Genomic DNA, 14,336 nt, shown 5'->3' on the forward strand with positions numbered 1-14,336 from the left:
TGCAAACTTTTTCCCATCGTAAAGACAATTGCAATCGGAAATGCATGTACGTCCATCGGATTCTGCATTCCATTTTGCTAGGTAGTATGCTCCAAGGGGGAATAGTTTAACAATGAACAGGAATGCTGAATAATGGCAGCTTTCCAATTGAGGGTACGGACCCGTTTCTTACATTGACAAAATTTCAATACTCTTTCATAATATAATGATGAAAATGATAATCATTATCATTTTCTAAAAACATATATACGGGAGAACGCTTCTATGAAAAAGGGATTAATCGGGATTTTATTGTTAATGGTTTTTACGCTCACTCTGGCAGGTTGCGGAGCAGCCGACAAAGCATCGGATAAAGATCAGGCAGCCACGTCGGGTAGCAAACCGACTGACACAGCGACCGGTCCTGTGACGGTAAAGCATAATCGTGGTGAGGTCACGCTCAACAAGCCCGCACAGCGTGTCGTAGTGCTGGAATGGACATTTACAGAGGATTTAATTGCGCTGGGCGTTCAGCCGGTTGGTAATGCAGACAATGCCAACTACAAGGTGTACGTGACACCGGAGGCGGCTCTCGATAGTAGCGTGGTCGATGTCGGCACGCGTAACGAGCCGAATCTGGAAGCGATTGCTGCATTGAAGCCGGATCTGATCATTTCCAATGTTGATGGGAATGAAGCTATCTATGAGCAACTCAAGGCCATCGCTCCGACGATCGAATATAATCTGAACGATGGTAACGGCTACGATCATGATAAAATGGTAGAAATTTTTAATAGCATCGCAGTTGCTCTTGGAAAAGAAGACAAAGCTAAGCAGGTGCTTGCCGAACTGGATCAGCATTATGCTGAAGCCAAAGAAAAGCTCGCCGCTGCTGGCAAGTCGGATTATCATTATATACTGACACAGGCTTTCACTTCGCAAAATGCGGCCAGCCTTCGTATGTTTTCAGATAATTCAGTCGTCGTGGCAACACTGGCGAAGATCGGCATGATTAACGATTGGAAACCGAGCAAAGTTGAACAGTATGGCTTTTCAACCGTAGGCATTGAAGCTCTGTCTGCCGTTCAGGACAGCAATTTTATCTATATTGTTCAGCCGGACGATAATGTTTTCGGCGCACCCATGAAAAATAATTCGGTCTGGAATGGTCTGAATTTCGTTAAAGAAAAACGTACCTATTCACTGAGCGGTACGACATGGACATTTGGCGGCCCTCTCTCTTCAAAAGGGCTGGTTGACCAGGTTGTCGGGGCAATTACACAATAAGTTGTCTCCGAATATTCATTCGGTTTTATAATGAGTAGCATTTATGTGAGCAGTCTGAGCTCCATAAATGCTTTTTTTTATAAGCCTGTGGCATGAGCTTTCTCCACGATAAGAATTTCTACCTTCTCCGTTAAAAGCAGAATCTTAGCTTGGAGTGGCCTAATTATTACACTCAGTTTCATCTAACTAGATATTCCCTTCCAAATTCGATACAATATACAAAAAAGCATGTATTAAGAGAGGTGAGACGGTTGTCACAAGCATCCAAGCCTGTGAGCTACGGCGGTCAGGCAGTCATTGAAGGTGTCATGTTCGGCGGCAAGCGTGTCAATGTCACGGCAGTTCGCCGCAAAACTGGCGAAATCACATATTTGGAAGTACCACGCAAGGAGCAATCCTGGGTATCCAAATTCCGCAGAATTCCTTTATTGCGGGGGATTGTAAGCATCATCGACTCCAGCGCCAAGGGTACCAAGCATTTGAACTATTCAGCCGATGCGTATGCTGATGATGAAGTAGATCCGGAAGAACGCGCTGAGCAAAAGAAAAAAGAAGAATCTCGCTGGAGTCTGAGCATGATGATCGGTGTGGCGGCGGTCGGTATTTTGTCATTCCTGTTTGGCAAAATTGTATTGACTCTCGTTCCGGTTATTGTAGAGAATTTCCTGTTCGGCAGCTTGTTTCACAGCCAAATTTTGCATAACCTCGCAGAAGGAGCTATTAAGCTGATTCTGCTACTGGCCTATTTGTGGGGTATTTCCCAAACTCCGTTAATTAAGCGACTGTTTCAATATCACGGCGCAGAGCATAAAGTAATTACAGCATTCGAAGCTGGGGAAGAACTAACTCCGGCCAATGTACAAAAATACAGCCGTCTGCATTACCGCTGCGGTAGTAGCTTTATTATGCTGACTGTGATCATCGGAGTACTTGTCTATTCCCTATTTACCTACGATAATCTGTGGGAGCGCATGGGGCAACGGCTTCTACTGCTTCCGATCGTACTGGGGCTTTCTTTTGAATTTCTCAAGCTAACCAATGCTCTTCGTGAAATTCCGGTACTCCGTTATTTAGGTTACCCCGGTCTGTGGCTGCAACTACTTACCACCAAAGAACCGACTGATGATCAAGTGGAGGTATCCATTGCCTCATTTAAGCGTATGCTTGAATTGGATGCTGAGTTGGAAAACGTACCTGTAAAGGAGACCTTCAACAGTCCGGTCCTTGATCCTGTGAAAGGATGAGTGAATAATGAACAGACATGCCGTTATTTTCTGGCTTACCCTTGCTTTGGGTGCATATGGGATTGTGGATATGCTATGGAGAGGAAGCTGGGGCTTTCTCATGAGTTTACTAATTCCCGTCCTTGTTTTTGCAGTTATATTTCTGCTATACAAATACCTGCCAGGGCAACGCAATCGTACTCCCAAAATCAAACCCTCTGTGCGCACCATGGCCAAAACAGCCAACGCACGTAAGCAGCAGACTACAGGCAAGCGCAAAGCGTATCCTTTTCATGTGATTGAAGGTTCCAAGGGCAAAAATGAAGAAGAACAACCTAAATATCATTAATGATAATCATCCTTTAAAATGTAGCACAAAGGAGCCATCACCCGCGTATTCAAATATGACCGGGAAGAGGCTCCTTTTTTACACCCTTTTAAATTAACTTTAACTGCCAGTTAGTGTTTATTTCATAGCGTACATGGTATCCTTCATCAATTGGTACTTGCTATACTGCTGCTGGTAAGAAGTGATGCTCCATTTGTGGAAAAAAGCATCCCCTGCCTGCACACCAGAAGCATACAACAAATCACTTTGCTCTGTAGAAATGTTAAATTGTGCAGTGCGGATACCCAATGTTGGAATTTTAATCGTCCGATACCGATTCTCCTGCTCAATATATCGTTCATCGTGCGCTGATAGCATGGTATCAAAAATAGCCTGCAGCATGGTCAATGGACCCCGTATATAAGAAACTTTGGTCTCCGTCCCCGTTTTGCCCACCATTTGAAACCCTACCGTTGGAATCGTTTTGGCCTCACGTTCATTTACAGGCTCATCAAAAAGCCACAACGGCAAATTGCTTAGTAAAGCCCCATCAACTACAAATACAAATTGCTGAGAAAAAGTCTTTCCCTTGGCAAGTGCAGAATCAAGCCTTAACATAACGGGATCAAAAAAATAAGGGATACTTGTGCTCATCCGAATGGCTTTAGCTACCTCCAGTGAAGAGGGATTGATACCAAAACGTTTGATATCCTCAGGAAGCACCAGAATGCGTCCATTCGTGATATCTGATGCAATAATGCGCAGTTTGCCAGGAGGTAAATCCGCGAACGTACGCACTCCCTTAGCTCGTAACAGCTCACGTACCCAGTGCTCCAGTGCCTCCCCTGAGTAGAGCCCTTTTTTAAGAAAGATACGAGCTGCTGGTCCAACCCACTTAATATTGAACACTGGAGAACGTCGTAACAACTTGACCAAGGGGGTTTTCTCAATTACGGCTTTCATTTCATCCGCAGAGTATCCCGCAGCCAATAAAGCAGCTACAATAGCACCTGATGATGTACCTGCCAAACGATTGAATACAATTCCATGCTCCTCCGCAGCCTTAACTGCACCCGCCAGCGAAATTCCCTTAACCCCTCCACCCTGGAACACAGCATTGATCAGCATAGATCAAAAAACCTCCGTTCTCTTGGGAGTAAGCAGTTCTACTGCTTATGTATGAGAACGGAGGCCCAAATAGAACCTATATGATCCAAATTTTATCACATTTGATAATAATTTTGAAGAAGCTGAATGAGTCCGTATGGATTTTTACGCAAATGCTGTGCACTAAAGTAAATATCCCCTTTGACCTGTTTATAATCTTCGTTCAGTTCAAGCTGCTTAATTAGCTCTTGAGCCGTTTGCCAGCCCTTTTCAGGGGTGCCGATCTTATAAGGAGAATGACCGATATACAGCTTAACATCTGAGTTTTTGACCTCATTGGACCACCATGCGACAAGCTTGTCATATCCCGCCGCTGGGAAACCGATACTCCAGTAAATTTGTGGAGCTACATAATCAATCCATTCTTTGTTAATCCAGGTTCTTACATCCGCAAACGTCGTATCATACGCTGTAACGCCTGCCTTCGTGTCTGAACCCGTTAAGTCCTGAGATTTGTTACGCCATACCCCAAAAGGACTAATTCCGAATTGAACTTTAGACTTGCTGGCATGAATGCTTTTGCCCAAATCGCGAACAAAACTGTTCACATTATCTCTCCGCCAGTCGCCCTTGTTAGAGATTTTGTTGGCATTATATGCTTTGAAGGTCGCATCATCATCAAAAGTCCCGCTGTAAGGATAAAAATAATCGTCCAAATGGACGCCGTCAATATCATATCCGTTCACGACCTCCATAATCGCCGCAATGACATGCTGACGTGCAGCCGGAATTCCTGGATTGATGTACAATTGGCTACCATTCTTAACAATCCAGTCCGGATGTTGATTAGCCACATGGTTTGCAGCCAAACCGCTGGTTGTTCCTGTAGAATTCGCACGGAACGGATTAAACCAGGCATGGAATTCCATCCCTCGCTTATGCGATTCGCTAATCATAAATTTCAAGGGATCGTAGCCTGGATTTTTACCTTGGGTGTTGGTCAAATACTTGCTCCATGGTACAAGACTCGATGGATAGAGCGCATCACCGCTGGCACGAACCTGAACAAATACCGCATTGATGCCCATCCCCTGCAAATCATCGAGCATTTTAGTAAACTCCTGCTTTTGCTTCTCTGAGCTGCTTCGGGCAGCGGAAGAAGGCCAATCTCCGTTAATGGTAGAAATCCATGCTCCACGCATGGAAGTTGAAGCCTTTACCTGAACCACATTTGCCTGTGAAGAACTTGAACCGTCCTCACTAGTAGACGTTGACGGTGAAGTGACAACCGCGTGCTCATCATCGATGGCTCCCTGATCTGTACTTCCACTGTCCTGATTGCCAGATGCAGACGTATCTGATATAGAGCCGCTGCTTCCCGCAGAAGTGTTCCCGCCAGTAGAGACACCTTCCTTACCACTGCTTAACGTAATGACTCGCTCTGAAGCTTGCCAATCCACTTTTAATCCCAACTCTTCCCCAACAAAACGCAGAGGCACCATGACTCTCCCGCTTGTCATACGGGCAGATGCATCCAGTCGAACTGACTTGCCATTCACCGTAGCGCTTTGTGCACCGTTCTCCATAGATATATTTTTGTTCTGTGCTGTAATCGTTACCGTACCGGACGATTCCGACCAGTTGACCTGAGCGCCCAATCCCTCACTAATCACTCGCAAAGGAACCATCGTAACATTGGCTCCCTGTACAATATACGGTGACGCGTCACTTTGCAGGGACTGTCCGTCCAATAAAATTTCAATATCACCAGTTGGAGCTGCTTGAACTCCAGGAACGATGGCAGTCTGCACTGCTAAGAGTAGGCCTGCAGCCAATGCCACTATTTTCTTTCGATTCATATTATTACAATCCTCCGCTAACCCTGTTAATTTTAACCCCTATCTTGTCCTGCTATATAATGGATAGACGCTAATAACCGGATATTTGTTGCGGTCGGGATAAATAAAAAAGCACCGTCCGTAAGGACAGATGCTTTTAGGAATCTCCACTCAATTCCTTGTGTATGTCATGAAGCTGGCGTAAGCGATCTTCATCCCGACGAAAATACTCAACCAATGTTTCGATACGGGTGATGGAATCCCAGCTCAAATGATGCTCAATACCTTCCACATCTTTATATATCAGGTCCTTGTCAACCCCAATCATATCCAGAAATTGCTCTAATAACTGATGGCGATCAACCAACCGTTTGCCGACCTTTTTCCCTTTCGGTGTCAAAATCAGTCCCCGATATTTCTCATATACAAGATAATCGTCCTTATCCAACTTCTGAATCATTTTGGTGACGGACGAAGGATGCACCTCTAACCCCTCTGCGATATCCGAGACACGAGCATATCCCTTCTCATCAATCAGTTGGTAAATGCGTTCCAAATAATCTTCCATGCTTGGCGTTGGCACTTGTTTCCCTCTTTTCTGTTATTGAACGGGCGCTTACCGCCTTCATTTCCTGCGTTAAACCTACTATGTAATGATACATGTTATCATTGCCCATTGGCAAGTCTCATCCCTCCACTCACAGCTATTGCCACGATTTGTTCAATTTAAGCCGGGTACACTAATATCGTCGTCCCTGTATCGTTTATTTCTGCGGCAATATGTTAAAGTTGGACACCAGAGCACTGTGGATTTATTTCGAAAGGAGCGTTAGCCATGTCTACGCTTGAGCGTACTCCTGTCCAAACCAGAGGAACCAAGCCATTCTTGCCTGACCTGGTGTTTTTTGAGCCAGACGCACTGAATTATCCCAAGGGCCAGCGTATTATGGATTGGGTTAAAGCCAAGGATATTCCGTATCGGATGACTACCTCTCACAACCGAATTACCAATTTACCAGGTGAAACTGAAGTTGAAAAGTACCGAATGGCAAAAAAAACTTTGGTAGTCGGTATCCGTAAAACGTTAACTTTTGACCAATCCAAGCCCTCTGCTGAATACGCCATCCCCATTTCGACTGGTTGTATGGGGCATTGTCACTACTGTTATTTACAAACAACCTTGGGAGCAAAGCCGTATATTCGTGTATATGTCAACACTGACGATATCTTATCAGCAGCTAAAGCTTATACCGAGGAGCGTGCGCCTGAAATTACCCGTTTTGAAGCAGCTTGCACCTCCGATCCGGTTGGTTTGGAGCATATCACCGGAACGCTTGGAGACTTGATTCGTTTCATGGCAGATGAAGAATTTGGTCGTCTGCGTTTTGTTACTAAATACCATCATGTTGATCCATTGCTGGATATTAAACATAATGGTCATACTCGCATCCGCTTTAGCATTAATTCCGATTATGTTATTAAACAGTTTGAACCTGCAACTTCACGCTTCGAGGAACGTATTGAAGCCGCTGGCAAAATCGCACGAGCTGGTTATCCACTGGGTTTCATCATTGCACCCATCATCTGGTATGACGGCTGGGAAGAAGGTTACGGCGAGTTGCTGCGAAAATTGGAAGAAGCCTTGCCACAGCATGCTACAAAAGATTTGACGTTCGAATTAATTCAGCATCGCTTCACCAAAACATCCAAAGCTGTTATCGAGAAACGTTATCCGAAAACCAAGCTGGAGATGGACATAGAGAAACGAAAGAAAAAATGGGGCCGCTGGGGACAAAACAAATATGTTTATCCCGATGAACAGCAAAATGCACTGCGAGAGTTTATCACAGAGCGCATTTTTGAACATTTCCCTTTAAGTCGTATTGAATATTTCACATAACTAGCATCCAATCTGGGGTAATCCGTTGTAAAAATAGCGTTACATCGGTCATTTGATCCGTTACCAGTAAAATGCCCGTAATAACTAGTAGTATGCCACCTGTTTTGATGAGGATGGAGGTATAGCGAGAGGATAGTCGAACAGAGCCTACCAGCAAAGCTAATACAAAAAATGGAATTGCAAAGCCAAGCGCATAGCCTGTAATCAGTTTGAACCAAATGTGATGCTCTACTGCCGCCAAAGCAATAATAGCTGTTAGCATGGGACCGATACAGGGCGACCAGCCTGCCGCAAACCCAATTCCGATTACAAAGGAACCGGCGTACCCGGCGGGCTTCCATGTCCAGCGAAACTTATGCTCCCTCATTAGAATCAAAGGACGCAACACACCAAGAGATACCAGTCCCATTAGTAAAATAAGTAACCCCGCTACCACTCTTAGCGCATCCCCATAATTGGCAAACCATTCTCCAAGCAACCCGACACTTGCACCCAGTGAATAGAAAACGACCGAAAAGCCCAATACAAAAGCAAGCGTATGTCCCATCGTACGATAACGAACCTCAGCCTTGTGCCGTCCTTCAGCCAGTTCACGCGCAGACATCCCTGTCATATACGATAAATAAGATGGATACAGCGGTAAACAACACGGTGAAAAAAAAGAAACCAGTCCGGCTATGATCGCCAACCCGGCGTTGATATTTGTCATCATCATTTCCTCCCACCTGTCTTAAGTGAACACGAGCAAACAAGCCCTGCCTACTAAAACATACGTATAGCGGGAGCAAAATATGATGCAAGCCAAAAAGCGTATGCCCAGGAAGAATGATTCCCGGACATACGCTCATTACGTTCTTTTATTTTTACATAGCGTTCTACTTTACAACTGCACCATTCGGCATACCTTCCGGTACGGTGGCCAGCGTAAGCTGATCTCCATGTGATGCTGCCAAAATCATACCTTGCGACAACTCTCCCCGAAGTTTTACTGGCTTCAGATTGGTCACACAGATCACCTTGCGCCCAATGATATCTTCAGGTGTATAAAACTTCGCAATCCCTGATACTACCTGCCGCTGCTCATAACCAAGATCAAGTTGGAGCTTCAACAGTTTATCGGCCTTCTTCACAGGCTCGCAGGCGACGACCTGAGCAACGCGCAGTTCTACCTTGGCAAAATCCTCAATGCCAATCTCTTCCTTTGCCTCCGGTGCTTCCTGGCTTGTCTCAGATGCATTCTGCGGTTGAACTTGTGCTATAGCTTCATCCTGTTTCTTACCCCCAGTCATTGCTTCCACGATAAAAGCAACCTCTTGCTCTGAATCCAGACGCGGGAAGATCGGATTACCTTTAACCAGCTGCGTTCCTTCCGGAATACGACCAAATTGCTTGCCGCTATCCCATGTAGTCAACTCACCTTGGCTAATACCGAGCTGTTCCCAAATTTTATGAGGAGCACGGGTTAAGAATGGCTGGAGCAAGATGGAAGCGATGCGCAAGCTTTCTACCAAATGCAACATAACAGATGACAATTCGCGACGTTTTGCCTCATCCTTAGCCAAATTCCATGGTTGCGTCTCGTCAATATACTTGTTGCTACGGCTAATAAATTGACTAATCGCCGTTAATGCCACGGAAAACTCCATGTTTTCCATGGCTTCTTCTACTTTGCTATAAGTCGATGTTGCCATGTCTTCCAAAGCTCCGTCGAATGCTGTTACATTCGCTTCATAAGCCGGAACCTTGCCATCAAAATATTTATCTACCATCGCCACGGTACGATTCAACAAGTTGCCCAGATCATTTGCCAAATCCGAATTAACTCGATCTACAAAGCTTTCTGGTGTAAAGGTTCCGTCTGCCCCAAAAGGCACCTCGCGCAGCAAGTAGTATCGAAGTTGGTCCAGACCATAACGGTCAATCAACGTCACTGGGTCTACAACATTGCCTTTAGATTTCGACATTTTACCGTCTTTCATGAGCAGCCAACCATGTGCAAATACTTTTTTAGGCAACGGAAGATCCAGCGCCATCAGCATGATCGGCCAATATATCGTGTGGAACCGTACAATCTCTTTACCTACGATATGCACATTTGCAGGCCAGAATTTATCATACAGCTCGGTATTGGAAGAGCCATAACCCAAGGCTGTGATGTAGTTGGAAAGTGCGTCAATCCACACATACACGACATGCTTCGGATCCCCCTTCACCTTAATGCCCCAATCGAAGGTAGTACGAGATACAGCCAAATCCTCCAGACCCGGCTTGATGAAGTTATTGATCATCTCTTTTTTACGCGATTCCGGCTGGATAAACTGCGGGTTCTCTTCATAAAATTGCAGCAACCGATCAGCATACTTGCTCATACGGAAAAAGTAACACTCTTCTTTGACCAGTTCTACAGGGTGTCCACTATCCGGGCTTTTTCCTCCTGCCACATTGCCTTCGGCGTCCTTCACCACGTCAACCAGCTGAGTTTCTGTGTAATACGTCTCGTCAGGGATGCTGTACCAGCCTTCGTATTCTCCCTTGTAAATATCGCCTTGCTTCAGCAAACGATCAAAAATTTCCTGTACGACAGCCTTATGACGTTCTTCCGTAGTACGGATAAAATCGTCATTGGAAATATCGAGCTTCCGCCACAGATCTTGAATACCTGCCACAATATCATCCACGAAACGTTGCGGCGTTTTGCCTGCTGCACTCGCTTTTTGCTCAATCTTCTGGCCATGCTCATCCGTTCCTGTCAAATAACGCACTTCATAACCGCGTAGCCGCTTGTAACGGGCCATTGCATCTCCCGCAACCGTCGTGTAAGCATGACCTATATGTAGCTTGTCGCTCGGATAATAGATCGGTGTCGTAATGTAAAATGTGTTGTCATTGGACATGTGTGTTGCCTCCTGTTTTGTTCACGGCAGCTTGATAAGACCTGCTACCATGATAGGTACTCCAATTCATGAATTTGGCACAAATTGGGCACAAAAAAGACCCCCGCCCCTATGGGACGAGAGTCACCTCACGCGTTACCACCCAATTTTCCTGTATCCTCACAGACTACAGGCTTCACCGGTCACATCTGACCGCCCATTAACGCTGGAACACGCCTCCCCCTTACGATTGCCTCCCAGCACTGTTAAACTGTGGCAAATACGCTCGAAGAAGGTTCCTCCAGGACCATATTCAGGCTTCGCTCCAGACCGGTTTGCAGCTAACCCCGGCTCTCTGTACTGGGCGGTTTACCCTACTCATCCCTTCGCAGGAAAACAGTATTAACCAAAATATAACCAAATCCGCATAGCGCTGTCAAGTCAGACCCTACTCGGTATGGGTAGCCAAACGATCTTCGCTAGACCTATATGTCTCCTTTTTTGCAGCAGGAACCAAATCTACGCCACCCGGATGAAAGGGATGGCACTTAGCTATACGCTTAGCAGCCAGCCATGAACCTTTGAGCGCACCATGCACCTCTACCGCCTCCAGTGCGTACGCCGAACACGTTGGATAAAATCGGCAGGTAGCCGGCTTTAACGGTGAAATATAGAAACGATAAAACTTAATCGGAGCCTGTACCACTCTGCGTGTGGTGATTTTCATTTCAGTAGCCCCCGTGGCTGTGAGTGTGACTGCTCGTCTGTCTGAATCCCCCATCCGAATTACTGTCAGTATGCCCATTCTTCTGTTGACAATCTTTGCAATAACCAAAAATTTCAAACTTATGCTCGACGATTTGGAATTGATCCGTCGTATCCGTCATTTGCATTGGGCAAAAAGAAATCGGTAATGTTTTTTGACAGCTCAAGCAAATCATATGGTGATGGTGATGATGCTCATTACAGCTCACCTTAAACTTCATTCCATCCTCAAAAGATACCTGTTCCAGCACACCTAATTCCTGCATTACACGTAGATTACGATAAACCGTATCAAAGCTAAGTCCACTGTACTTCTTACCCATATATTCATAAACGTCTTTGGGGGACAGATACCCTTCATTCTCGGAAAATAACGTGGCCAACGTCTTGCGCTGATCTGTAATACGCAGCCCCTGAGCGGACATTGTTGCGATAATTTCATCCTTTGTCAGCATGCGTTTCACCCTCCCCTGTCTGTAGTTTCAGGTTTTCTGATGCAGGCTTAGGCTTGCATCTATTTATTATACCACGATTAAAGTCAATATTATAAGAGATATTCGTATCTATACATAAGAAAAAGACGCTCTCCGGCGCTACGATTAAATTCGCAGCAGGAGAACGCCTATATTCTGCAAGTGACATCGACTTTTAAACGGTGAATGACGAGACCCAAGGTCTAAGCCGGTAAACAGCACCGGTTAATTCATATTAATTTTTAATAGCTGGTAAAGGCATAACTACTACGGAAACAGGCAAGTTACTTCCCGCGGCTGCAGTGAAATACATCTCTACACTTTCCTCGATATGACCTGTGCGATACAGCACACTCATCTCATTTGGAGCCCATACCGCGCCGTTCGTCGGGATACCCACAACCTGATTGTTTACCATCGCATAGCCGGAATATTCGCCTCCACGCGGGTTGAACGTAATCAGTGAATACGGCGCTACATGATCCAACTTAACTTTATATACAACACCAAAATTACCAGCATTGGAAGCAGAAGAGCCGTCCAGACCGTCCGTACCAATCAGGTTCGGGTCTACCTTATTATCACCAAGAACGATACGTTGAGCTGTTTTACCAACCTCTTCGGTATAATTGAGCGAGATATCCGCATTAGCGTACGTTCCACGGTTATGAATACCGTCCTTAGGCAGTTTTGCCAAAGTAGGCAATACGGTCAACGGATCTGCATTTGCATCTAACACAATAACCGTGTATTGAATAGGTTGATCCGTATACAAATCGGATAACAGAGATATGACCTGTTTTTGCTTGATTTTTTGTGCATTCAAATCCTCTAAAATAATGCGGCTTTCACCCGGATTTAGAACTGTGCTAGAACGCTTGCTTCCATCCTGCATGGATTGAAAATATCGTTGAATCGAGACTTTACCCGCAGCCGTGGCAAATTCAGATGGTCCAGCAAAACCAGAATTTTCGACATTCAGGTTGGTAGCAGTAATATTGTTATTTGTCGCAATCACGTACATTTTCACATCTCGACCCGTTTCATTCACATGATGGACGAGTATGCGCGTGCTGCCTGATCCGGTTTCCTGATACACAATTCCGTCCTGAAATACACGTTCCGGGCTGTTAGCACGGATCAAAAGACGCGGTGAAGATGTACTAGTCAAAGGAATGGTAGCCATGGTAGGCACCTGACTACCGTCTACAGTATATTTGTCACCATAAGGTGTGAAGATTTTGTTGAAATCATCTTCGTTGTATAGCAGTTCATTCGTAATTTTAATTGTTTCACTTTTGGTACCTGTTGCGCCGTGCTTATCAGTCACGGTTAACGTAATTGTTACATCACCTGGTTGGAAAAAGGCTAGTTTCTTGTTCTCCCAATCACGCTTAGTGATAGCATTCTCATCATCTGTACTCAGGTCGGTAATGGTGATTTTCTCACCCATCTTGTACTCTTTTTTATCAGTTGTAAACAGAGCCACTGGCGGCTGATTTGGTGGTCTTACTGTAAGTGTAACTGAGTAAGGATCACTCCAGTTCCCAGCAGAGTCAAGAACAGAATAGGTAACTACATATGTACCCGGCTCCTGAAATACGTCCTGCTTCCCTTCCCAACGTTGGTTCACAATCGGTAGACCTGTAGGAGAGGATTCCTTTGTCAAATACGTAACCTGGGTTTCGCCTGCATAGATATCTTTTTGTTGAACCGTAAAGGAAGCTTTAGGCTTCTGATTCAAATCCATGATAACTTGTTTAGTCGTATTATTCACAGTATAAGGAATATTTAAGGCCTGTGTAATCGAGGTCAAAGGCACCATAAATACGTTCTTTTGCTGAAAAGCCGGTCCCTTCATTTGTCTGGCTTCACCGTTAACCGTATAAACCTTGCTGTCTGTTTTGAAGCGCATGACATTTGTTCCTTGTGTGATTACGGTTTCTTTGGTGGCAGTGTCATAACTAAACTGCAATCCGACACGGCTGACAAGAGAACGGATAGCTACATAGGAAACTCCGTCCTTAACAGTCATCGGCTGAGTTGCTGTGTACACCTGTCCGTTTTGTTCCATTTTCGCGCTGTTTAAGTACAAAATCAATTGATTAGCACCCATGGATGTTGGAGCTCCACCAGGATTGGTGATCGTTCCGTCTCCACCGTATACATCATTGGATACGTTCGATCCGTTGGTTGTATCCGTAGGCAGGCCAGTCAATGGATCATTGGATACGCCTGTGTTATTAGGTGTCACCGTGTCATTTTGTGTGCTAGTTCCATCTTGATCTCCGATGCTATTCTGAACGCCTGAATCAGCAACATTGGCCTGAGCCTGCTGTGCGCTAACCGAATCGGTGGATTGAACGGTTGTTGATGCTGCTTCTGCTCCTACAGGGGCTACTGCGGCCACCTGAGCCACCGCAAGGGCGGTGAGCATGGTCCATTTCTTGAAATTCATTGTCTGTCTCCTTCTATCACCAAATTATTATCATTCCCGTAAAAAGTCATACTATTAGACGCGTCAGTTGTTAAAAAGTTTCTGGAAATTTTGCTGATCATGAAA

Annotated in this window: 12 protein-coding genes; 4 read left to right on the forward strand and 8 right to left on the reverse strand. The window is 45.2% G+C overall.

Going from position 1 to position 14,336, the window contains the following annotated elements:
* The first annotated feature begins 264 nt into the window (after positions 1-264).
* From KAI36_RS15985 to KAI36_RS15995, 3 genes are all read left to right on the forward strand, one after another.
* Positions 265-1,266: an ABC transporter substrate-binding protein gene (locus tag KAI36_RS15985; RefSeq protein ID WP_220025392.1), complete on the forward strand. Its 1,002-nt coding sequence runs from the start codon at positions 265-267 to the stop codon at positions 1,264-1,266.
* A 251-nt stretch (positions 1,267-1,517) separates the two neighbouring features.
* The gene (locus KAI36_RS15990) at positions 1,518-2,510 is read left to right on the forward strand and encodes a DUF1385 domain-containing protein (protein WP_071641501.1); all 993 of its coding nucleotides are present in this window, start codon (positions 1,518-1,520) and stop codon (positions 2,508-2,510) included.
* A 7-nt stretch (positions 2,511-2,517) separates the two neighbouring features.
* Positions 2,518-2,838, forward strand: a complete 321-nt coding sequence (locus KAI36_RS15995) for a hypothetical protein (RefSeq protein WP_023989265.1) — start codon at positions 2,518-2,520, stop codon at positions 2,836-2,838.
* 117 nt (positions 2,839-2,955) lie between these two features.
* Here the strand turns inward: KAI36_RS15995 and KAI36_RS16000 are convergent, their stop codons facing one another.
* The 3 genes from KAI36_RS16000 to mntR form a co-directional block, all read right to left on the reverse strand.
* Positions 2,956-3,945, reverse strand: coding sequence for a patatin-like phospholipase family protein (locus KAI36_RS16000; protein ID WP_023989266.1), 990 nt, complete (start codon positions 3,943-3,945; stop codon positions 2,956-2,958).
* Between the two features lie 95 nt (positions 3,946-4,040).
* Positions 4,041-5,783: a family 10 glycosylhydrolase gene (locus KAI36_RS16005; protein WP_220025393.1), complete on the reverse strand. Its 1,743-nt coding sequence runs from the start codon at positions 5,781-5,783 to the stop codon at positions 4,041-4,043.
* 136 nt (positions 5,784-5,919) lie between these two features.
* The gene (gene mntR, locus KAI36_RS16010) at positions 5,920-6,345 is read right to left on the reverse strand and encodes a transcriptional regulator MntR (RefSeq protein WP_007430946.1); all 426 of its coding nucleotides are present in this window, start codon (positions 6,343-6,345) and stop codon (positions 5,920-5,922) included.
* A 252-nt stretch (positions 6,346-6,597) separates the two neighbouring features.
* Between mntR and splB the strand changes: the two genes are divergently transcribed.
* Positions 6,598-7,662: a spore photoproduct lyase gene (gene splB, locus KAI36_RS16015; RefSeq protein WP_220025394.1), complete on the forward strand. Its 1,065-nt coding sequence runs from the start codon at positions 6,598-6,600 to the stop codon at positions 7,660-7,662.
* Here the strand turns inward: splB and KAI36_RS16020 are convergent.
* The 5 genes from KAI36_RS16020 to KAI36_RS16040 form a co-directional block, all read right to left on the reverse strand.
* Positions 7,655-8,371 (reverse strand): cytochrome c biogenesis CcdA family protein, encoded by a 717-nt coding sequence (locus tag KAI36_RS16020; RefSeq protein WP_220028145.1) that lies wholly within the window; start codon positions 8,369-8,371, stop codon positions 7,655-7,657. The genes splB and KAI36_RS16020 overlap by 8 nt on opposite strands.
* A gap of 166 nt (positions 8,372-8,537) precedes the next feature.
* The gene (gene metG / locus KAI36_RS16025; protein ID WP_220025395.1) at positions 8,538-10,556 is read right to left on the reverse strand and encodes a methionine--tRNA ligase; all 2,019 of its coding nucleotides are present in this window, start codon (positions 10,554-10,556) and stop codon (positions 8,538-8,540) included.
* Between the two features lie 427 nt (positions 10,557-10,983).
* Positions 10,984-11,262, reverse strand: a complete 279-nt coding sequence (gene yidD / locus KAI36_RS16030; protein WP_220025396.1) for a membrane protein insertion efficiency factor YidD — start codon at positions 11,260-11,262, stop codon at positions 10,984-10,986.
* A gap of 1 nt (position 11,263) precedes the next feature.
* Entirely contained in the window at positions 11,264-11,755 is a 492-nt protein-coding gene (locus tag KAI36_RS16035) for a Fur family transcriptional regulator (RefSeq protein WP_013310843.1), read from the reverse strand.
* Between the two features lie 253 nt (positions 11,756-12,008).
* Entirely contained in the window at positions 12,009-14,231 is a 2,223-nt protein-coding gene (locus KAI36_RS16040) for a copper amine oxidase N-terminal domain-containing protein (RefSeq protein WP_220025397.1), read from the reverse strand.
* Between the last annotated feature and the right edge of the window lie 105 nt (positions 14,232-14,336).

This window comes from Paenibacillus sp. S02, assembly GCF_019454065.1.
In the GTDB taxonomy this organism is placed as follows: domain Bacteria; phylum Bacillota; class Bacilli; order Paenibacillales; family Paenibacillaceae; genus Paenibacillus; species Paenibacillus polymyxa_B.

What these genes read in the sequence shown, in the direction of transcription:
- KAI36_RS16020 (WP_220028145.1), bottom strand. Translation starts at nt 8,371, where the DNA reads ATGACAAATATCAACGCCGGGTTGGCGATCATAGCCGGACTGGTTTCT.
- KAI36_RS16035 (WP_013310843.1), bottom strand. Translation starts at nt 11,755, where the DNA reads ATGCTGACAAAGGATGAAATTATCGCAACAATGTCCGCTCAGGGGCTG.
- KAI36_RS16040 (WP_220025397.1), bottom strand. Translation starts at nt 14,231, where the DNA reads ATGAATTTCAAGAAATGGACCATGCTCACCGCCCTTGCGGTGGCTCAG.
- metG (WP_220025395.1), bottom strand. Translation starts at nt 10,556, where the DNA reads ATGTCCAATGACAACACATTTTACATTACGACACCGATCTATTATCCG.
- KAI36_RS16000 (WP_023989266.1), bottom strand. Translation starts at nt 3,945, where the DNA reads ATGCTGATCAATGCTGTGTTCCAGGGTGGAGGGGTTAAGGGAATTTCG.
- yidD (WP_220025396.1), bottom strand. Translation starts at nt 11,262, where the DNA reads ATGAAAATCACCACACGCAGAGTGGTACAGGCTCCGATTAAGTTTTAT.
- KAI36_RS15995 (WP_023989265.1), top strand. Translation starts at nt 2,518, where the DNA reads ATGAACAGACATGCCGTTATTTTCTGGCTTACCCTTGCTTTGGGTGCA.
- KAI36_RS15985 (WP_220025392.1), top strand. Translation starts at nt 265, where the DNA reads ATGAAAAAGGGATTAATCGGGATTTTATTGTTAATGGTTTTTACGCTC.
- splB (WP_220025394.1), top strand. Translation starts at nt 6,598, where the DNA reads ATGTCTACGCTTGAGCGTACTCCTGTCCAAACCAGAGGAACCAAGCCA.
- KAI36_RS16005 (WP_220025393.1), bottom strand. Translation starts at nt 5,783, where the DNA reads ATGAATCGAAAGAAAATAGTGGCATTGGCTGCAGGCCTACTCTTAGCA.